The organism is Klebsiella sp. MISC125 (assembly GCF_051131775.1).
GTDB lineage: Bacteria > Pseudomonadota > Gammaproteobacteria > Enterobacterales > Enterobacteriaceae > Klebsiella.
In genome coordinates this window covers 5,518,193-5,536,386 of record NZ_CP180448.1, presented here as the reverse complement: position 1 = coordinate 5,536,386, position 18,194 = coordinate 5,518,193, and the positions used below count along the sequence as shown (strand labels likewise).

Annotated in this window: 19 protein-coding genes; 6 read left to right on the top strand and 13 right to left on the bottom strand. The window is 54.2% G+C overall.

What is annotated here, in order from left to right:
- Positions 1-39: 39 nt before the first annotated feature.
- Complete coding sequence (treR, locus tag ACMYSL_RS25915; RefSeq protein WP_434660420.1) at positions 40-987, bottom strand: trehalose operon repressor TreR; 948 nt, start codon at positions 985-987, stop codon at positions 40-42.
- Between the two features lie 180 nt (positions 988-1,167).
- On the opposite strand from treR, the gene mgtL reads away from it, so the two are divergent.
- Both mgtL and mgtA read left to right on the top strand, forming a co-directional pair.
- Complete coding sequence (gene mgtL, locus ACMYSL_RS25910) at positions 1,168-1,221, top strand: mgtA regulatory leader peptide MgtL (RefSeq protein ID WP_220138900.1); 54 nt, start codon at positions 1,168-1,170, stop codon at positions 1,219-1,221.
- Positions 1,222-1,367: 146 nt separating this feature from the next.
- Positions 1,368-4,076 (top strand): magnesium-translocating P-type ATPase, encoded by a 2,709-nt coding sequence (mgtA, locus tag ACMYSL_RS25905; RefSeq protein WP_434660418.1) that lies wholly within the window; start codon positions 1,368-1,370, stop codon positions 4,074-4,076.
- A 51-nt stretch (positions 4,077-4,127) separates the two neighbouring features.
- Here mgtA and ACMYSL_RS25900 read toward each other — a convergent pair whose 3' ends face one another.
- The 5 genes from ACMYSL_RS25900 to ACMYSL_RS25880 all read right to left on the bottom strand — a co-directional run bounded on the left by ACMYSL_RS25900 (position 4,128) and on the right by ACMYSL_RS25880 (position 6,710).
- Positions 4,128-4,580, bottom strand: coding sequence for a transposase (locus ACMYSL_RS25900; RefSeq protein ID WP_434660417.1), 453 nt, complete (start codon positions 4,578-4,580; stop codon positions 4,128-4,130).
- 57 nt (positions 4,581-4,637) lie between these two features.
- On the bottom strand, positions 4,638-5,024 hold the full coding sequence (gene ridA / locus ACMYSL_RS25895; RefSeq protein ID WP_434660415.1) for a 2-iminobutanoate/2-iminopropanoate deaminase: 387 nt from the start codon (positions 5,022-5,024) through the stop codon (positions 4,638-4,640).
- A gap of 134 nt (positions 5,025-5,158) precedes the next feature.
- Positions 5,159-5,620, bottom strand: a complete 462-nt coding sequence (gene pyrI, locus ACMYSL_RS25890; RefSeq protein WP_110276600.1) for an aspartate carbamoyltransferase regulatory subunit — start codon at positions 5,618-5,620, stop codon at positions 5,159-5,161.
- Positions 5,621-5,632: 12 nt separating this feature from the next.
- Positions 5,633-6,568: an aspartate carbamoyltransferase gene (pyrB, locus tag ACMYSL_RS25885; protein ID WP_182235888.1), complete on the bottom strand. Its 936-nt coding sequence runs from the start codon at positions 6,566-6,568 to the stop codon at positions 5,633-5,635.
- Between the two features lie 37 nt (positions 6,569-6,605).
- Complete coding sequence (locus ACMYSL_RS25880) at positions 6,606-6,710, bottom strand: pyrBI operon leader peptide (protein WP_072351778.1); 105 nt, start codon at positions 6,708-6,710, stop codon at positions 6,606-6,608.
- A gap of 194 nt (positions 6,711-6,904) precedes the next feature.
- Here ACMYSL_RS25880 and ACMYSL_RS25875 point away from each other — a divergent pair, with 194 nt between their 5' ends.
- Entirely contained in the window at positions 6,905-7,357 is a 453-nt protein-coding gene (locus ACMYSL_RS25875; protein WP_182235890.1) for a YhcH/YjgK/YiaL family protein, read from the top strand.
- A 112-nt stretch (positions 7,358-7,469) separates the two neighbouring features.
- Here ACMYSL_RS25875 and argF read toward each other — a convergent pair whose 3' ends face one another.
- Positions 7,470-8,474 carry an ornithine carbamoyltransferase gene (gene argF / locus ACMYSL_RS25870; RefSeq protein ID WP_110276604.1) on the bottom strand — a complete coding sequence of 335 codons (1,005 nt, stop codon included), beginning with the start codon at positions 8,472-8,474 and terminating at the stop codon, positions 7,470-7,472.
- Positions 8,444-8,539, bottom strand: coding sequence for a putative translational regulatory protein ArgL (gene argL / locus ACMYSL_RS25865; protein WP_375538842.1), 96 nt, complete (start codon positions 8,537-8,539; stop codon positions 8,444-8,446). Before argL ends, argF begins: the two co-directional genes overlap by 31 nt.
- Positions 8,540-8,638: 99 nt before the next feature.
- On the opposite strand from argL, the gene rraB reads away from it, so the two are divergent.
- Both rraB and miaE read left to right on the top strand, forming a co-directional pair.
- Positions 8,639-9,064, top strand: coding sequence for a ribonuclease E inhibitor RraB (gene rraB / locus ACMYSL_RS25860; protein ID WP_110276605.1), 426 nt, complete (start codon positions 8,639-8,641; stop codon positions 9,062-9,064).
- 52 nt (positions 9,065-9,116) lie between these two features.
- Entirely contained in the window at positions 9,117-9,875 is a 759-nt protein-coding gene (miaE, locus tag ACMYSL_RS25855) for a tRNA isopentenyl-2-thiomethyl-A-37 hydroxylase MiaE (protein WP_434660410.1), read from the top strand.
- A gap of 41 nt (positions 9,876-9,916) precedes the next feature.
- Here miaE and ACMYSL_RS25850 read toward each other — a convergent pair whose 3' ends face one another.
- On the bottom strand, positions 9,917-10,939 hold the full coding sequence (locus ACMYSL_RS25850) for an alpha/beta hydrolase fold domain-containing protein (protein ID WP_434660408.1): 1,023 nt from the start codon (positions 10,937-10,939) through the stop codon (positions 9,917-9,919).
- A gap of 161 nt (positions 10,940-11,100) precedes the next feature.
- A complete protein-coding gene (locus ACMYSL_RS25845; RefSeq protein WP_434660406.1) occupies positions 11,101-11,604 on the bottom strand; it encodes a GNAT family N-acetyltransferase in 504 nt (167 codons plus the stop codon).
- Between the two features lie 185 nt (positions 11,605-11,789).
- Between ACMYSL_RS25845 and ACMYSL_RS25840 the strand changes: the two genes are divergently transcribed.
- Positions 11,790-12,986: a YjgN family protein gene (locus ACMYSL_RS25840; protein WP_434660404.1), complete on the top strand. Its 1,197-nt coding sequence runs from the start codon at positions 11,790-11,792 to the stop codon at positions 12,984-12,986.
- A gap of 55 nt (positions 12,987-13,041) precedes the next feature.
- On the opposite strand, the gene ACMYSL_RS25835 is transcribed toward ACMYSL_RS25840, so the two are convergent.
- The 3 genes from ACMYSL_RS25835 to pepA all read right to left on the bottom strand — a co-directional run bounded on the left by ACMYSL_RS25835 (position 13,042) and on the right by pepA (position 17,972).
- Positions 13,042-15,897, bottom strand: coding sequence for a valine--tRNA ligase (locus tag ACMYSL_RS25835; protein WP_434660402.1), 2,856 nt, complete (start codon positions 15,895-15,897; stop codon positions 13,042-13,044).
- Positions 15,897-16,340 (bottom strand): DNA polymerase III subunit chi, encoded by a 444-nt coding sequence (gene holC / locus ACMYSL_RS25830; RefSeq protein ID WP_182235909.1) that lies wholly within the window; start codon positions 16,338-16,340, stop codon positions 15,897-15,899. Before holC ends, ACMYSL_RS25835 begins: the two co-directional genes overlap by 1 nt.
- Before the next feature lie 120 nt (positions 16,341-16,460).
- Positions 16,461-17,972, bottom strand: coding sequence for a leucyl aminopeptidase (pepA, locus tag ACMYSL_RS25825; protein ID WP_181483840.1), 1,512 nt, complete (start codon positions 17,970-17,972; stop codon positions 16,461-16,463).
- Between the last annotated feature and the right edge of the window lie 222 nt (positions 17,973-18,194).

The window sequence follows — 18,194 nt, the reverse complement described above, 5'->3', positions numbered from 1 at the left end:
CGAAACGCAGCGAAGATCACATAAATCGTTAAGACAGGCTTAATTCAGTACGGCAGGAATCACTATCTGGCGGGGTTCACTGCTCCCGGCGATCTGCTCGATCAACTGCTGCGCCGCCCGTCGTCCGGACTCGGCGTAGCCGGGATCGACGGTGAGGATCTCCGGGTGAAGAAACTTCATTAACGGCGTGCTACCGACGCTGGCAAGCTGGAGATTGTCGATTCCCTGCTGCTGGAGATATTTGCTGGCCCCAAGGGCGAGGGTATCGGTGGCGCACACCAGCGCGCTGGTGTCAGCCGACAGCACGCTGGCGACATTCTCATAACCTTGCTTCATTCCCAGACCCGGCAGCGCGTCGAGGGGAGTGAGATGTTTTTTCTGGCAGAAATGGAGATAGGCCTGGTGACGGCGTTGCCCGGTGGTGATGTCGCTATGCGGCACCCCGAGAAAGCTGATATGGCGATGCCCGAGATCGTACAGACGCTGCATCAGCATTTTGATGGATCCTTCATCGTCATAGCACACGGAAGCGATCCCCGGTGCGTCGCGGGCCAGCAGCACCAGCATCTCTCGCCACGGAGTGAGCATCTCTTCATGAATGCCGGTAAAGCCAAACAGCACCACGCCGTCGATATTGCGCCGGGCGAGTATGCCGAGATGCTCTTCGACCAGCGCCGGGGAGAACTGGCTTTCCATCATAATCGGGTCGTAGCCCTGCTCATAAAAGACGGGAAGCATGGTCTGCACGGCGAGATTTTCCGACAGCGAATCCAGACGAGTGACGATGATCGCCACCACTTTGTCGCTCTGGCCGCGCATCGCCCTGGCGGAACGCGAAGGAGAGAACCCTTGTTGCTGCATCACCGCTTCTACCCGTTCGCGGGTGCGCTCGCTAACGCCGCTTTCGTTATTGAGTACGCGCGATACCGTTGATTTCCCGACGCCGCTTAAGCGGGCGATATCTTTGATGGTCAGCCGGTTTTGCATGCAAGGTTCTCGTCGTGGTCCGATTAAAGTGAGCCTAATGCTACTCAACGAAACCACAATGAGCAAAGTCTGGTTTACATCTGGTTTAGTTTCCGGGGGGTATCATCGCCATAATAGCCACAAATAGATTATTGGTAGCGTTATAATTCGCGCCGTTTGTATTCACTTACCGGAGATTTTATGGACCCCGATCCCACTCCTCATCCTCGATGGAGTCACCTTTCTTTCCGGTAAGCCTGCTTAGCACTGCTTTACCGGAAAGCGTAAAGCAGTGATGTCTTTGATGTCCCTGCCATAAAAATAACATGCCTGACAGGTAGAGCTTGCTCGCACCTGTTGGTTATTCTGCGTTCGCTCGCGCGAACGCGGAGGGACTGTTTATGCTGAAAAATTTTACCCGCCAGCTGTTTGCTCAGCTTGGCCGTCATCTCCCGCGCCGTTTGGTCCAGCGCGATCCGCTGCCCGATGCCCGCAATCTGGCGAGTGCGCCGATTCCGGATTCGCTTGGTAAGCAGTGTCTGAACGTCGCGGCAATGGACGAAAATGAAGTCTGGCGCGCTTTTGCCAGCCATCCGGAAGGGCTGAATGAAGGCGAAGTTGCGCAGAAAATCGCCCAGCACGGCGAAAACCAGATCCCGGCGCAGAAACCCTCGCCGTGGTGGGTACACTTGTGGAGCTGTTACCGCAACCCCTTCAACCTGCTGCTGACCGTTCTGGGGATTGTCTCCTACTCAACGGAAGATCTGTTTGCCGCGGCGGTTATCGCCCTGATGGTGGGGATCTCTACGCTGCTTAACTTTATTCAGGAAGCCCGCTCGACCAAGGCGGCGGATGCCCTGAAGGCGATGGTCAGCAACACCGCGACGGTGCTGAGAGTGGTGAATGAGCAGGGTGAAAGCCGCTGGTGTGAGCTGCCGATCGATCAACTGGTGCCGGGCGATATCGTCAAGCTGTCGGCGGGAGATATGATCCCTGCGGATCTGCGCGTGTTTCAGGCGCGCGATCTGTTTGTCGCCCAGGCTTCGCTGACCGGCGAATCGTTGCCGGTCGAGAAAGTCGCTCGCACCCGCGATCCGCTGCAAACGAACCCGCTAGAGTGCGACACCCTGTGCTTTATGGGCACCAACGTGGTGAGCGGTTCGGCGCAGGCTATTGTTTTCGCCACCGGCGGCGGCACCTGGTTTGGTCAACTGGCCGGGCGGGTCAGCGAGCAGGAAAGTGAGCCGAACGCCTTCCAGAAAGGCATCAGCCGGGTCAGCATGCTGCTGATCCGCTTTATGCTGGTGATGACGCCGATAGTGCTGCTGATTAACGGCTATACCAAGGGCGACTGGTGGGAAGCGGCGCTGTTCGCGCTCTCTGTCGCTGTCGGCCTGACTCCTGAAATGCTGCCGATGATCGTCACCTCGACGCTGGCGCGCGGGGCGGTGAAGCTGTCGAAACAGAAAGTCATTGTCAAACACCTCGATGCCATCCAGAACTTTGGCGCGATGGACATTCTGTGCACCGACAAAACCGGCACCCTGACTCAGGATAAAATCGTGCTGGAGAACCATACCGATGTCTCCGGCAAGGTGAGCGAACGTGTGCTGCATAGCGCCTGGCTCAACAGCCACTACCAGACCGGGCTGAAGAATTTACTTGATACTGCGGTGCTGGAAGGCGTCGAGCTGGAGTCGGCGCGCGGGCTGGCGGAGCGCTGGCAGAAAGTGGATGAGATCCCATTCGATTTTGAGCGCCGCCGCATGTCGGTGGTGGTGCAGGAGAAGGACAACGTCCATCAACTGATCTGCAAAGGGGCATTGCAGGAGATCCTCAACGTCTCGACCCAGGTGCGCTACAACGGTGACATCGTACCGCTGGACGACACCATGCTGCGACGCATCCGTCGCGTTACCGATACCCTAAACCGTCAGGGATTGCGCGTGGTGGCGGTAGCGACCAAATATCTACCCGCACGCGAGGGCGACTACCAGCGCGCGGATGAGTCAGACCTGATCCTCGAAGGTTACATTGCCTTCCTTGACCCGCCGAAAGAGACCACCGCCCCGGCGCTAAAAGCGCTGAAGGCCAGCGGCATCACGGTGAAAATCCTCACTGGCGATAGCGAGCTGGTGGCGGCAAAAGTCTGCCATGAAGTGGGGCTGGATGCGGGCGACGTGGTGATTGGCAGCCAGATTGAAGCGCTGAGCGATGATGAACTGGCCGAACTGGCAAAACGCACCACCCTGTTTGCTCGCCTGGCGCCGCTGCATAAAGAGCGCATTGTCACCTTGCTCAAACGTGAAGGGCACGTGGTGGGTTTTATGGGCGACGGCATTAACGACGCACCGGCGCTGCGCGCGGCGGATATCGGTATTTCCGTTGACGGCGCGGTGGATATCGCCCGCGAGGCGGCGGATATTATTCTGCTGGAGAAGAGCCTGATGGTGCTGGAAGAGGGGGTTATCGAAGGCCGCCGGACTTTCGCCAACATGCTCAAATACATCAAAATGACCGCCAGCTCTAACTTCGGTAACGTCTTCAGCGTTCTGGTCGCCAGCGCCTTTTTGCCGTTCCTGCCAATGCTGCCGCTGCACTTGCTGATTCAGAACCTGCTGTACGATGTATCCCAGGTGGCGATTCCGTTTGATAACGTGGACGACGAGCAGATTCGTAAACCGCAGCGCTGGAATCCGGCGGATCTCGGGCGCTTTATGGTCTTCTTTGGGCCGATAAGCTCGATATTCGATATTCTGACGTTCTGCCTGATGTGGTGGGTATTCCATGCCAATACACCGGAAACTCAGACCCTGTTCCAGTCCGGCTGGTTTGTGGTCGGTCTGCTGTCGCAGACGCTGATTGTGCATATGATCCGCACACGGCGGATCCCGTTTATTCAGAGCCGCGCGGCCTGGCCGCTGATCGTGATGACGCTGCTGGTGATGGTGGTGGGGATTGCGCTACCGTTCTCGCCGCTGGCGGGCTATTTGCAGCTTCAGGCGCTGCCGCTGAGCTACTTCCCGTGGCTGATTGCCATTCTGGCGGGCTATATGACGCTGACCCAGATGGTTAAGGGCTTTTACAGCCGCCGCTACGGCTGGCAGTAATTTCTTCGCTCATTATCGGCCTGGCGCGTTTTTATCCAGGCCGATAATCTTTCAGGCTATACGCACAATGAAATATCCAACGCTAAAGACAAAAAGGGCGATGAAGGCCCAACTGAATTGATAAAATGCATTTCTCGCTCCGCGTCCGGAGCGGGAGAGAAAGATATTTTCTTCCCGGATGTGTTGTGCCGATATTTGGCGAAAGCGGCGGATGTAGCCAACGCAGTACACCAGGAAAACGGACATTACGCATGCGCCGATAGATCTAGAGAACATAATGGTGAGGATTGGGGCTGTAATGACGAAGCACAGGAATACTTTTGCGGCCGTCGACTCTAATTGTTTCAACTCGGCACGTACATTTTCGGCGTGCAGCTCTTGCCAGCGCCGCAGGGTGCTGACGCTAAACTCATATTTTTCGCACAAGACTTTGTTGGGGACGCCGTTTTTAGACTGCTGAAGAAAATCAGCGATTTGTTCATCGGTAAAGCGTGCTTTTGCCATTATCCGCCCTCCATGGCGATGATAAATGAGCGTCCTGATTTGCTCAGAATAAAGATATCAGCGACGAACGGCGATCGCTTCAATCTCAATTTTCACGTCTTTCGGCAAGCGCGCCACTTCTACACAGGAACGCGCCGGGAAGGTGGCGTTATGCTCGGTGAAGAAGGCTTCATACGCGGCATTAACGGTGGAGAAATCGTTGAGATCTTTCACGAAAACGGTAGTTTTAACAATATCGCCCACTTTCAGGCCCGCGGCTTCAACGATAGCTTTTACGTTGTCCAGAGACTGACGCGCCTGAGCGGCAACGTCTTCCGCCACGCTGCCGGTTTTCGGGTCGACCGGGATTTGGCCGGAAGTGATGATCATGCTACCCAGATCAACACCCTGAACGTACGGGCCGATGGCTGCTGGTGCATTTTCCGTCGCGATAGTTTTAGACATGATTTCTCCTGAATAACAGCATAATGAAGTAGTTACGCCCATCTTTTACATCGCTAACTGCACGATAGCCTGAAAGATGAGGGGGTAAGAGACCCGGCCATTATAGGGAGCCGGGTACACAATACCAACCTCAATTAGTTCGCCAGAACCACATTGTGCGAGAACTCTTTTTCACAATATTTGCACTTCAGCGCGATATCGTTTTCGCGTTTTTTCACCGCAAAACTGGAAGAGACCGGCTCAGCGTGGCTGATACAGTTGCTGTTCGGGCACACCAGCACGTTGTTGATACGGTCCGGCAGGCTCGGGCGAGATTTACCCACCACTTCATACTCATCAATACGGTTCACCGTAGCCTGCGGTGCGTACAGGGAGAGCTGGTTAACCTGTTCATCGGTCAGGAAAGTGTTCTCGATTTTGATTAAATCTTTGCGGCCCATTTCACCTGACGGTAGATTCAGGCCGATGGTGATGCGCTGATCCGTTTCGGTCAGTTTGAACAGCGTCAGCAGCTTAAAGCCGACCTGCGCCGGGATGTGGTCGATAACGGTGCCGCGTTTGATGGCTTCTACCTGCAATTTATTATCATGTGTCATCTCTTTTTCCCCTTACAGTGCCAGATCGCTATTCAGTACCAGTGCCAGTAACGCCTGGCGGGCGAAGATGCCGTTACCGGCCTGCTGGAAGTACCAGGCGTGCGGCGTTTTATCGACATCAGTGGTGATTTCATCAATGCGAGGCAACGGGTGCAGCACTTTCATGTTTGCTCGTGCGCCTTCCAGGTCGGCGGCGCGCAGAACAAACTGCGCTTTCACGTTGGCGTATTCCGATGGGTCGAGGCGCTCTTTCTGCACGCGGGTCATGTACAGAATGTCCACTTCTTCCATCACCTCTTCGATGGCGCTATGCAGGCTCCAGGCGATGCCTTTTTCGTCGAGCATATCGAGAATGTACTGCGGCATGGCCAGCGCGTCCGGGGCGATAAAGTAGAAGCGGTTGCCGCTAAATTTCGCCAGTGCCTGGGTCAGTGAGTGGACGGTACGACCATATTTCAGGTCGCCGACCATGGCGATGCTCAGGTTTTCGAGGCGACCCTGGGTTTCCTGGATGGTGAACAGATCCAGCAGCGTTTGCGTCGGATGCTGGTTCGCGCCGTCACCGGCGTTGAGAACCGGAATGCCACCGGAGAATTCGGTCGCCAGGCGCGCCGCCCCTTCCTGCGGATGGCGCATGACGATGGCGTCGACGTAGGTGCTAATCACTGAAATGGTGTCGGCCAGAGTTTCGCCTTTTTTGCCCAGCGAAGTGTTGCTGCTGTCTGAGAAGCCGACCACGCTGGCGCCGAGGCGGTGCATCGCGGTCTCAAATGACAGGCGGGTACGAGTGGAGGCTTCGAAGAAGCAGCTGGCAATCACTTTATGTTTGAGCAACTCCGGCTGCGGATTGGCTTTCAGTTTTGCAGCGGTCGCCAGTACCAGTTCAAGGTCTTCGCGGCTGAGATCGTTTATGGAAATGATATGTTTTTGAAATAGCGGGTTAGCCATGTTTATCTCCTGACGCCTGGGCAAAAAAAAAAGCCCCTTAAATAAGGGGCTTTACGAATACGGATGCAACGGAAAGGAAAAACGGCAGGCCAGCGTCTGTTTTCAGACGCGGTAAGACGCGATGTCGTACACACTGAACCATAATTCCTCCCGGCAAAACGGGTGGCATTATACGCAGCTCATATTTCGGATCAAGCGATTAATCCACAAACAGGTAAACGTTTGCCTGGATAACGTTGCGTCAGCGCAAAAAACCATAAAAAAGGAGTGGTATGGCAGTGGGAAGGGGGGTATAAAAACGGAAAATGAAAAGCTGTTTTATATTCGAGGATTATTATGATTGTTGGAAACATTCACCATCTACAAAGCTGGCTGCCGGAGTCTCTGCGCGAGGCTATCGACCACGTTAAAGCTCATGTCACTGATGCGACACCGCTCGGCAAGCATGATATTGACGGCAATAACCTGTTTTATCTGATTTCTGAAGATACTACCGAGCCGATGGCCGACCGTCGCGCTGAGTATCACGCCCGCTATCTGGATATCCAGATTGTCCTGAACGGGCAGGAAGGAATGACCTTTAGCAACCTGCCTGCCGGTGCACCGGATACCGACTGGCTGGCGGACAAAGATATCGCATTTCTGGCGGCAGGCGAGCAGGAGAAAACCGTGATCCTCAGCGAAGGGGATTTTGTGGTGTTTTATCCTGGCGAAGTGCATAAACCGCTGTGCGCCGTCGGCGCACCGGCAAAAGTGCGCAAAGCTGTTGTGAAGATGCTGATGGCGTAAAAAATCCCCCGGGTTGCGGCTAACGCCTTACCCGGGCTACGGTTTAGTGCTGTCAGGTAGCCCGGACAGGCGCGTCAAGCGCCGCCTCCGGGAAAATATCGCTAAAGAAGAGTTACTTTCCCAGCGTCGCGACCATCACCGCTTTGATGGTATGCATACGGTTTTCCGCCTGGTCAAAAACAATGCTCGCCGGGGATTCAAACACCTCATCGGTCACTTCCATTCCGCCATGCAGGCCGTAATCCGCCGCCATTTGTTTGCCGAGCGTGGTCTGGTCATCGTGGAACGCGGGCAGGCAGTGGAGGAATTTCACCTGCGGATTGCCGGTCAGCGCCATCATCTTGCTGTTCACCTGATAATCGCGCAGCAGTGCTATCCGCTCGGCCCATTTCTCCTTGGCTTCGCCCATCGATACCCACACGTCGGTATAGATAAAGTCAGCGCCTTTCACGCCCGCAGCGATATCTTCGGTCAGGGTGATGTTACCGCCATTTTTCTTCGCCAGCGCCTGACACTGTGCGACCAGCTTCTCTTCTGGCCAGCACGCCGTCGGGGCCACCAGACGCAGATCCAGCCCGGTCAACGCGGCGGCTTCGAGCATCGAATTCCCCATATTGTTACGCGCGTCGCCGGCGTAGACCAGGGTCATCTCATTGAAGGCTTTGCCCGGTAGGTGTTCTTGCATAGTTAACAGATCTGCCAGCAACTGGGTTGGGTGAAATTCGTTGGTCAGGCCGTTCCAGACCGGAACACCGGCATATTCCGCAAGCGTTTCCACCACTTCCTGGCCATGACCGCGGTACTGAATGCCGTCATACATCCGGCCCAGCACGCGGGCAGTGTCTTTGATCGACTCTTTATGGCCAATCTGGCTGCCGCTCGGCCCGAGGTAAGTGACGCGAGCGCCCTGGTCAAATGCGGCAACTTCGAAAGAGCATCGGGTGCGGGTAGAGTCTTTTTCGAAGATGAGCGCGATGTTTTTACCGGTGAGATGCTGAATTTCGATATTGTTCTTCTTATCAGCTTTCAGTCTGGCCGCCAGCTCAAGCAGGGCGGTGATTTCGGCAGGAGTAAAATCAAGCAACTTTAAAAAATGCTTCTGATAAAACGCAGACATGTTTCCCTCACATGGCTCAGGCCATTTGTTGAATTAAAATTCACTTTATATGTATGAATATTCATTTGCAACCCCGTGTCATAAATCTTTCTCTCAGAAGGTGGAGGCAATCACGGCGGTATGTGACAATAGAAGTATCTGCGACACATTATGAGGAACGAGCCATGGCAAACCCGGAACTACTGGAAGAACAGCGTGAAGAAACGCGTCTGATTATCGAAGAGCTGCTTGAAGATGGCAGCGATCCGGACGCGCTGTACACCATTGAGCATCATCTCTCTGCCGACGACTTCGAAACGCTGGAGAAAGTGGCGGTAGAAGCCTTCAAACTGGGTTATGAAGTGACCGAGCCAGAAGAGCTGGAAGTCGAAGAAGGTGATACTGTTATTTGTTGCGATATCCTCAGTGAGTCCGCGCTGAATGCTGAGCTGATCGATACTCAGGTTGAGCAACTGATGACGCTGGCAGAAAAATATGAAGTTGAATACGACGGCTGGGGCACCTACTACGAAGATCCTAACGGTGAAGATGAAGAAGGTGACGACGACGAAGATCTCGTTGATGAAGACGACGACGGCGTTCGCCACTAAGCCGCAGAGATATACGGCGGCGCGGTATGCCGCCGTATAGCAAGGAACTTCAATGGATTACCCGCACATACTCTCCCCGATTTTAGATTTTCTGCACTGCCCAACTCCTCAGGCGTGGATTGATGAAGCCCGGAAGCCGGAAAATCTGCCGTTGTTGCTCACCGATCATATGGTGTGCGAGCTGAAAGCGGCGCAGAACGCCATGCTGCTGGTGCGTCGGTACGTGGCGGATAAAGAAGGTGCGGATGAACTGCTGGCCTGCCTGAAACCCTATGAGGACTTCACCTATCGCTGGGGTCCGGAGCCGGATTTTGTCGCGCTGCATAAGCAGATAAATAAAAGCGCCATGCCGCAGACCGACGATCCCTGGGGAGGTCAACTGCTCGACAGTATGATTTTGCTGATCAAAGAAGAGCTACATCACTTCTGGCAGGTGCGCGAAATCATGATCTCCCGCGACATACCTTACGTCAAAATCACCGCCAGCAACTACGCCCGCGGGCTGCGCCGGGAAGTACGTTCTCACGAACCGGTGATGCTGATCGATAAGTTAATCTGCGGTGCCTATATTGAAGCCCGCTCCTGCGAGCGTTTTGCCGCGCTGGCGCCATGGCTGGATGATGATCTGCAGAAGTTTTACCTGTCGTTACTGCGTTCCGAAGCGCGTCACTATCAAGACTATCTGGATTTAGCGCAGAGAATTGCCGAAGACGATATTAGCGAACGCGTGCGACAGCTTGGCGAGGCGGAAGCGGCGCTTATTAACGCAACCGAAGCGGAATTTCGTTTTCACAGCGGCGTGCCTGCTTAAAAAGTTCAGGCCGCCGTTTAGCTATTGCGGCCTGACAATCACTATAGATTCGCGTTCTTATCTTTTTCCGCAGCAGCGGCGGCTTTCGGTGCGCCGAGAGTCGCTTTAAACCAGTTCACCACTCGCTCAATAACTGGCTTCTGATACCAGCTGTCATCGCCATGCTCCGCGCCTTCAAGCAACACGTAGTCCGCCTGGTTACCCTCTTTTTTCAGCGCGTTATAGAGCTGTTTGCTTTGTAGCGGCGAAACCAACGTGTCGGCGCTACCGTGCATAATTAAGAAAGGTGGTTTTTTACCGCTGATATGGCCCATGGGGCTGGCCGCCAGCGCTTTTTGCTTATCGCTGCCGATAGTCGCGCCCGGCCAGTCGCGAAAGGCGCTGCCGTGAACCAGAAGCGCTTCAGTGACCGCCGGTGACTGATGCACTTTTTGTATCGCCTCCGGAAAGCCTTCGCCGATGTTCAGCAGGTTTGAAATGCCGTACAGCGTTGCGGCGGCCTGTACGTCTGAGGACTGGGCCATATTATCGCCGCGCTCGAACGTTTTATCGCCATTGGTCAGCGCCAGCATCTGCGCCATATAGCCTCCGGCAGAGTCGCCCAGAACGCCAATGCGGGCCGGATCGATGCCGTATTCCGTCGCATGCTCGCGCAGGTAGCGAATTGCCGCTTTACCATCAACAACCGGAGCCGGAAAGGTATCGGGAACCGTGCGGTATTCCGCTGCGGCGACCACAAATCCTGCATCTGCCAGCGCCATACGCATTTCGATAAACTTATTCCATGCCGCGCTGGTGAAACCGCCGCCGGGGAAATAGACGATTGCCGGTTTCAGGTTGCCATTACGCGGCACCAGCAGCGACATATGCAGCTGACGCACGGCAACGGTGCTTTTCACCTGGCTATAAACAATATCGTTCAGCGCATCGATGCGGCCCTGCGTTTTTTCCACGCGGATAACCTGGGCACCTTCGGTATTACCGGGAAGTTCGTCGGCGTAAACGCTGGCAACCATGCCGCCAAGGATCAGGCTACCGGCCAGCAGGAAGGGGACTTTTGTCATGATGTTCTATCCTGAGCAACGCCTGTTGTGGCGACAGGCTAAAAGGGAAAAAGATCCAATACTCAGGCAGTGTATTACCGAAAATTTGCCATGAATAATGCTCTTTTTGCATTAAATTCATTTATTTTTTCGATAGATATATGCGTTTGTCTTAACGGGAACTACAAAGTCTTTAGCATTGTGACTTCGCAGTCGACATGTCCGGTACAGCCCAGCGGCCCGTTGATATGCTCGAAGCCGAGATGCTCATATAATCCAATCGCTTCTTTCAGGAAGGCGGTCGTTTCCAGATAGCAGCGTTTGAACCCCTGTTCGCGGGCATGATCCAGCGCTATCAGCGCCAGCTTTTTCGCCAGCCCTTGACCACGCGCAGAGGTCATAAAATACATTTTCTGCAGCTCGCAGATATCGGATTCGCTACACGTTAATGGCGCAACCCCACCGCCGCCAACGACCAGACCGTTTTGCTCGACCACCCAATAGGCAGAGCCCGGCTGGCTATACAACTGGAAAAGCTCATCCAGATTAGGGTCGGCCACCGTGTAGCCTTTATCGGCGGTCAGGCCATATTCTGCGGAGACCTGGCGGATAACGGCTGCTATCGCGGCATTATCATGCGCAGAGATGCGGCGTAAAGTGAAGGTCTGTGGCGCGGCAAGATTCATAGAATCACTCAATTTTAACTTAAATAACTATACGCTGCTTTAATACCACTATTTTTTTACTGGCGCAAGGAGAGCGTTAAATGCATTGCCGAACAATGAAAAGATAATATATTCTGTTTGTTTATTTCAGATGCGCTTGATTTATTATTTTCATATATGGTTTAAATGACAAGGACGACGTATTTATGAGTATGATCTCAGGGCAGCAACAAAGCCATAGCTATCGTTTTGTTTTTCATGGTCAGATATGGCCCTATTTTGTTATTTGTTTGGTTAATGTCATATTGTCTATCATTACTTGCGGGATATTTATTCCGTGGGCCTGGGTGCGTAGTCGTCGCTATCTTTGCGAGAATATGGAGGTAAACGGTACTCGTTTTGGCTACCATGGTCGCGGTATTACGATTTTACTCAGTTGGGTGCTGATATTTGTCGTACTAGTCATACTCGGTTTAGCGTTAGCCATATTTTATCCCGGAAGTGAAGGGGGGGAGATGCTGCTGTTCCTCATCCTGTTGCCTGTAATGATAACAAAGGGGCTAAGCTATCACGCAATGATGACCTCTTTTGGTAAAACTCGTTTTGGATTTCAGTGCCACCCGCTTCGCGCGTGGTGGGTTATGCTCGGTATGCCTGTACTGATGCTTATACTACTGCTTGTCATCATCACGATGTATGAAAGCAGTCTTGATATTTTCTATGGCACCGGAAATATAATCATTAGTGTTATTTTAATTACTCTGCTGGTGCTGTTTAGTGTCTGTGTTATCAGTGGCATCGTTTATAGTCATTGGCTAGAGATAATCGGAAAAGGAGCGGCGCTCGGGAAAAATAAATTTGATATCCATATCAGTACTAAACGCTGTGTGGTTATATTTTTATGGGCAACGGCAATTTCATTGCCATTTGTTCTCATTTTCATTATTTTTTTACTTTCCGCATTCTCACAGATGATTACTGGCTGTATGTTTGGTCTGTGCACTGAAAGTACGGCGCTGCTTATGGCCTTGCAGCATCTTAGCGCGGTTGCGGGCGGATACTTCTTTTTCATGATCGGTCTGGTGTTATCAGCAGCATACGCCTGGGCTGCGCTACGCAATCATGCTTTGAATAATCTGGTACTGGGAGACGGTATTCAATTCCGTTCAACCCTGACGTTTTCTGGTCTTGCGCCGCGTTTATTGGGCCTGACGTTTCTCCCTCTATTCACGCTGGGGCTGACGTATCCATGGTTAAAGATTAATTTGATGCGCTATATCGCTGCCAATACTGCGGCGATCGGCGAGCTTGATTCTCTGAATATGGAGCCGGATGCGGCACCTCAGCCTAAGGTGACCGAAAAACTGTGCGGCGGATTTTTCCCGATGCTGCCGTTCCTCTAATGCAAAAATGCAAAAGGCCGGAGCGAGCTCCGGCCTTATTTTCTTTAACCAGAAATTACAGCGCGGCGATAACGGCCTGCTGTTCAATCAGCTTCGCTTTCGCTTGTGCATAACCTTCCAGCTTCTCACGCTCTTTGGCGATAACCGCTTCCGGTGCGCGGGCCACAAAGCCTTCGTTGGAGAGCTTGCTTTCGATGCGGCCAATTTCACCTTCGATTTTGGTCACTTCTTTCGCCAGACGCGCCAGCTCATCTTCTTTGTTGATGAGACCAGCCATCGGGATCAGCAGCTCGGCGCCATCGATAATTTTGGTCACGGAAACCGGACCTTTATCATCAGCAGGCAGCACGGTGATGCTTTCCAGACGTGCCAGGTTCAGCAGGAAGCTGCGGTTGTCGTTCACACGACGCATCGCGTCGGTGCTGCAACCACGCAGCAGCAGCTCCAGCGGTTTGCCCGGCGCAATGTTCATTTCCGCGCGGATATTACGTACGGCAACGATCGCCTGCTTCAGCCATTCGGTGTCGGCCAGCGCGGCTTCATCAACCTGGGCCGCATCGTATTCCGGGAATGGCTGCAGCATGATGGTGTCAGCGGTAATGCCGGAGATAACCTTCACGCGCTGCCAGATGGTTTCAGTGATGAACGGAATGATCGGGTGCGCCAGGCGCAGCAAACCTTCCAGAACGGTCACCAGCGTATTGCGGGTACCGCGCAGTTCAGACTCGGAACCACCGGTCATGACCGGCTTGGTCAGCTCCAGATACCAGTCGCAGAACTGGTTCCAGGTGAACTCGTACAGAATGCCCGCGGCGATGTCGAAGCGGAAGTTATCCAGCGCTTCGCGGTATGCTTTGATGGTCTGGTTAAATTCCGCGAGGATCCAACGGTCCGCCAACGACAGGGTCATTTCGCCGCCGTTAAAGCCGCAATCCTGCTCTTCGGTGTTCATCAGCACAAAGCGGCTGGCGTTCCACAGCTTGTTACAGAAGTTACGGTAACCTTCCAGACGCTTCATATCCCAGTTGATATCGCGGCCGGTCGAGGCCAGCGCCGCCAGGGTGAAGCGCAGGGCGTCGGTACCGTGCGGCTCGATGCCGTCCGGGAACTGTTTCTCGGTACGTTTGGCAATTTTCTCAGCCAGCTGCGGCTGCATCATGTTGCCGGTACGTTTCTCCAGCAGGTCCGGCAGGGAGATACCATCAACCATATCCAGCGGGTCAATCACGTTACCCTTGGATTTGGACATCTTCTGGCCTTCATCATCACGAATTAGACCGGTCATGTAGATGGTCTTAAACGGAATCTGCGGCTTGCCGTTTTCATCTTTGATGAAGTGCATGGTCATCATGATCATGCGGGCAATCCAGAAGAAGATGATGTCGAAGCCAGAAACCATCACGCTGGTTGGGTGGAACTGACGCAGCGCGTCGGTGTTTTCCGGCCAGCCGAGAGTAGAGAAGGTCCACAGCGCGGAGGAGAACCAGGTGTCGAGAACATCTTCGTCCTGACGCAGCGCGACTTCAGCACCGAGGTTGTTTTCCTGACGCACTTCGTCTTCGGTTCGGCCCACGTAGACGTTGCCGTCGTTGTCATACCATGCCGGGATGCGGTGACCCCACCACAGCTGACGCGAGATACACCAGTCCTGAATATCGCGCATCCAGGAGAAGTACATGTTTTCGTACTGCTTTGGTACGAACTGAATGTCGCCGTTCTCAACTGCTTCTACAGCCGGTTTTGCCAGCACGTCGGCACGGACGTACCACTGGTCGGTCAGCATTGGCTCGATAACCACGCCGCCACGGTCGCCGTAAGGTACGGTCAGGTCGTGCGGTTTAACTTCTTCCAGTAAACCCAGAGCGTCGACAGCGGCAACCACGGCTTTACGCGCAGCAAAACGCTCCAGCTTCTGGAACTCTGCCGGGATGTCGCTTGGGTAAACGTCAGATTCTTCGCCTTTGGTGTCGTAGACTTCCGCGCTTTCGCGGATATCGCCGTCAAAGGTCAGGATGTTGATCATCGGCAGGGCGTGACGACGACCGACTTCATAGTCGTTAAAGTCGTGCGCCGGGGTGATTTTCACGCAGCCGGTGCCTTTTTCCATATCGGCGTGTTCATCGCCAACGATCGGAATGCGGCGGTCAACCAGCGGCAGAATCACGAATTTGCCGATCAGATCTTTATAACGCGGATCTTCCGGGTTCACGGCCACGCCGGTGTCGCCCAGAACAGTTTCTGGACGCGTGGTGGCGACCACTAGATAATCTTTACCGTCGGCGGTTTTCGCGCCGTCGGCCAGCGGATAGCGGATGTGCCACATCGAGCCTTTAGACTCGCGGTTTTCCACTTCCAGGTCAGAGATGGCAGTGCGCAGTTTCGGGTCCCAGTTGACCAGGCGCTTGCCGCGGTAGATCAGATCTTCTTTGTACAGGCGAACAAAGACTTCTTTCACGGCGTTAGACAGGCCTTCGTCCATGGTGAAGCGCTCGCGCTCCCAGTCCACGGAGTTGCCAAGGCGGCGCATCTGACGGGTGATGGTGCCGCCGGATTCCGCTTTCCACTGCCAGATTTTGTCGATAAAGGCGTCGCGACCGTAGTCGTGGCGGGTTTTACCTTCTTCGGCGGCAATCTTACGCTCAACCACCATTTGGGTAGCAATACCCGCGTGGTCGGTACCGGCCTGCCACAGGGTATTTTTACCCTGCATGCGCTGGTAGCGAATCATGGTATCCATGATGGTTTGCTGGAAGGCATGACCCATATGCAAACTGCCGGTGACGTTCGGCGGCGGGATCATGATGCAGAAGGACTCTTTGCTTTCATCGCCGTTAGGCTTGAAATAGCCCTGCTTTTCCCAGTGCTCGTAAAGCGGCTGTTCGATATCTTGGGGGTTGTATGTCTTTTCCATTATTTCCAGGTTGCCGTGTTCAGGTTGAAACCAGCCATGCGGTACGCCTTATAGCGTTCGCGCGCCAGTTGTTTCAAAGAATCTTCATAAGGGACGAAGTCTATCACTTCTGTGAAAGCGGTGGCAAAATCTGCAAAGTTGAGCCGCAGGCTAATCAGAATATCCCTCGGGCTGCTGTTGCGCTTTTGCGGCCAGGCGATTTCCACTGGCGCACCGCCTCTCGGACCTTCCCCTGCCAGGTTATGCGGGACGAAACTTTCCGCGGGTCTTGCCCATAGCGCTTCATCCAGACGAATCGCCTGCTGCTCGTCTTCGCAAGCGATAAGCACCCGCTTGCCGCTGCGCCAACGTTCTGCGGCAATGTCACACACCAGTTGCTCGACGGCGCTTAAGCCATCAACGGTGGTTTCATTGTCCAGAAGGTAGAACGTTGCGTTTCTCATAATATGGGGCTTCTTGTGGTGGATTTAAACGATTTGCCCGGCGGCGCTGCGCTTGCCGGGCCTATGGTTAAATGCCGTTTGTAGGCCGGGTAAGGCAAAGCTGCCACCCGGCATTTTACATCACTCTTCGCCAGTAAACCCGGCGCGATTGAGCAGGAACTGCGACAGTAGCGCCACCGGGCGACCGGTTGCGCCTTTGGCTTTACCGGAACGCCATGCGGTACCGGCGATATCCAGGTGCGCCCAGTTGTACTTACGCGCAAAGCGCGACAGGAAACAACCTGCGGTAATCGCGCCGCCAGGACGGCCGCCGATATTCGCCATGTCGGCAAAGTTAGATTCCAGCTGATCCTGGAACTCGTCACCAAGCGGCAGACGCCATGCGCGATCGCCCGCCAGTTCGGACGCGCCAATCAGCTCATGGGCCAGTGGATTGTGGTTCGACATCAGGCCGGTGATGTGGTGGCCCAGCGCAATCACGCAGGCACCGGTCAGGGTCGCTACGTCGATAACCGTTTCTGGCTCGAAGCGCTCAACGTAGGTCAGCACATCGCACAGCACCAGACGCCCTTCGGCATCGGTGTTCAGCACTTCAACCGTTTGACCGGACATGGTGGTCAACACATCGCCAGGACGATAGGCGCGACCGCCCGGCATGTTTTCACATCCGGCCAGCACGCCAACAATGTTTAACGGCAACTGAAGCTCTGCAACCATGCGCATCACGCCATACACCGCCGCCGCACCGCACATGTCGTATTTCATCTCGTCCATGCCTTCGGCAGGCTTGATAGAGATACCGCCGGAGTCAAAGGTCAGGCCTTTGCCAACCAGCACGATAGGACGTGCGTCTTCTGCCGGATTGCCTTTGTATTCGATAACTGACATCAGCGATTCGTTTTGCGAACCGTTGCCGACTGCCAGATAAGAGTTCATCCCCAGCTCTTTCATCTGCTGTTCGCCGATAACGCGGGTAATGACGTTCTTGCTGTAGGTATCGGCCAGCTGGCGCGCCTGAGAAGCCAGGTAGGCGGCATTACAGATGTTCGGCGGCATATTGCCGAGATCTTTCGCGGCCTTGATACCGGCGGCAATCGCCAGACCGTGTTGGATTGCGCGTTCGCCGCTGGTCAGCTCGCGACGGGTTGGGACGTTGAAGACCATTTTACGCAGCGGACGACGCGGCTCGCTTTTGTTAGTTTTCAACTGATCAAAGCTGTACAGCGTCTCTTTTGCGGTCTCAACCGCCTGACGCACTTTCCAGTAGTTATTGCGGCCTTTGACGTGCAGTTCGGTCAGGAAACAGACGGCTTCCATTGAGCCGGTATCATTCAGAGTATTGATGGTTTTCTGAATGACCTGTTTGTACTGACGCTCGTCCAGCTCGCGTTCTTTACCGCAGCCGATAAGCAGAATGCGCTCTGAGAGAATGTTCGGCACATGGTGCAGCAATAACGTCTGGCCAGGTTTACCTTCCAGTTCGCCGCGACGCAGAAGGGCGCTGATATAACCGTCGCTGATTTTATCGAGCTGTTCGGCGATGGGGGAGAGCCGACGTGGTTCAAAGACGCCGACCACGATACAGGCGCTCCGCTGCTTTTCCGGGCTACCGCTTTTTACACTGAACTCCATGCACTATGCTCCTGAATCTTAAAGACAACAATGGTGGCTACAGCTATACTCGTCGTCTTTCAAGTTGCAGATGCGTTGGCTGCGCCTGCTCACCCCTGTCACTTACCTGATGTAAGCTCCGGGGCTTCACAGTCTTGTCGCCTGCCTGCAACTCGAAATCCATAGAGTATAGAAATTGAAAGCTTTCGTAACTCATGTCCGCTGTTGTGGTGACTTCGTGTT

Coding starts and splice junctions, on each gene's coding strand:
- treR (WP_434660420.1), bottom strand. CDS start 987: ATGCAAAACCGGCTGACCATCAAAGATATCGCCCGCTTAAGCGGCGTC.
- mgtA (WP_434660418.1), top strand. CDS start 1,368: ATGCTGAAAAATTTTACCCGCCAGCTGTTTGCTCAGCTTGGCCGTCAT.
- ACMYSL_RS25900 (WP_434660417.1), bottom strand. CDS start 4,580: ATGGCAAAAGCACGCTTTACCGATGAACAAATCGCTGATTTTCTTCAG.
- ridA (WP_434660415.1), bottom strand. CDS start 5,024: ATGTCTAAAACTATCGCGACGGAAAATGCACCAGCAGCCATCGGCCCG.
- pyrI (WP_110276600.1), bottom strand. CDS start 5,620: ATGACACATGATAATAAATTGCAGGTAGAAGCCATCAAACGCGGCACC.
- pyrB (WP_182235888.1), bottom strand. CDS start 6,568: ATGGCTAACCCGCTATTTCAAAAACATATCATTTCCATAAACGATCTC.
- ACMYSL_RS25880 (WP_072351778.1), bottom strand. CDS start 6,710: ATGGTTCAGTGTGTACGACATCGCGTCTTACCGCGTCTGAAAACAGAC.
- ACMYSL_RS25875 (WP_182235890.1), top strand. CDS start 6,905: ATGATTGTTGGAAACATTCACCATCTACAAAGCTGGCTGCCGGAGTCT.
- argF (WP_110276604.1), bottom strand. CDS start 8,474: ATGTCTGCGTTTTATCAGAAGCATTTTTTAAAGTTGCTTGATTTTACT.
- argL (WP_375538842.1), bottom strand. CDS start 8,539: ATGAATATTCATACATATAAAGTGAATTTTAATTCAACAAATGGCCTG.
- rraB (WP_110276605.1), top strand. CDS start 8,639: ATGGCAAACCCGGAACTACTGGAAGAACAGCGTGAAGAAACGCGTCTG.
- miaE (WP_434660410.1), top strand. CDS start 9,117: ATGGATTACCCGCACATACTCTCCCCGATTTTAGATTTTCTGCACTGC.
- ACMYSL_RS25850 (WP_434660408.1), bottom strand. CDS start 10,939: ATGACAAAAGTCCCCTTCCTGCTGGCCGGTAGCCTGATCCTTGGCGGC.
- ACMYSL_RS25845 (WP_434660406.1), bottom strand. CDS start 11,604: ATGAATCTTGCCGCGCCACAGACCTTCACTTTACGCCGCATCTCTGCG.
- ACMYSL_RS25840 (WP_434660404.1), top strand. CDS start 11,790: ATGAGTATGATCTCAGGGCAGCAACAAAGCCATAGCTATCGTTTTGTT.
- ACMYSL_RS25835 (WP_434660402.1), bottom strand. CDS start 15,897: ATGGAAAAGACATACAACCCCCAAGATATCGAACAGCCGCTTTACGAG.
- holC (WP_182235909.1), bottom strand. CDS start 16,340: ATGAGAAACGCAACGTTCTACCTTCTGGACAATGAAACCACCGTTGAT.
- pepA (WP_181483840.1), bottom strand. CDS start 17,972: ATGGAGTTCAGTGTAAAAAGCGGTAGCCCGGAAAAGCAGCGGAGCGCC.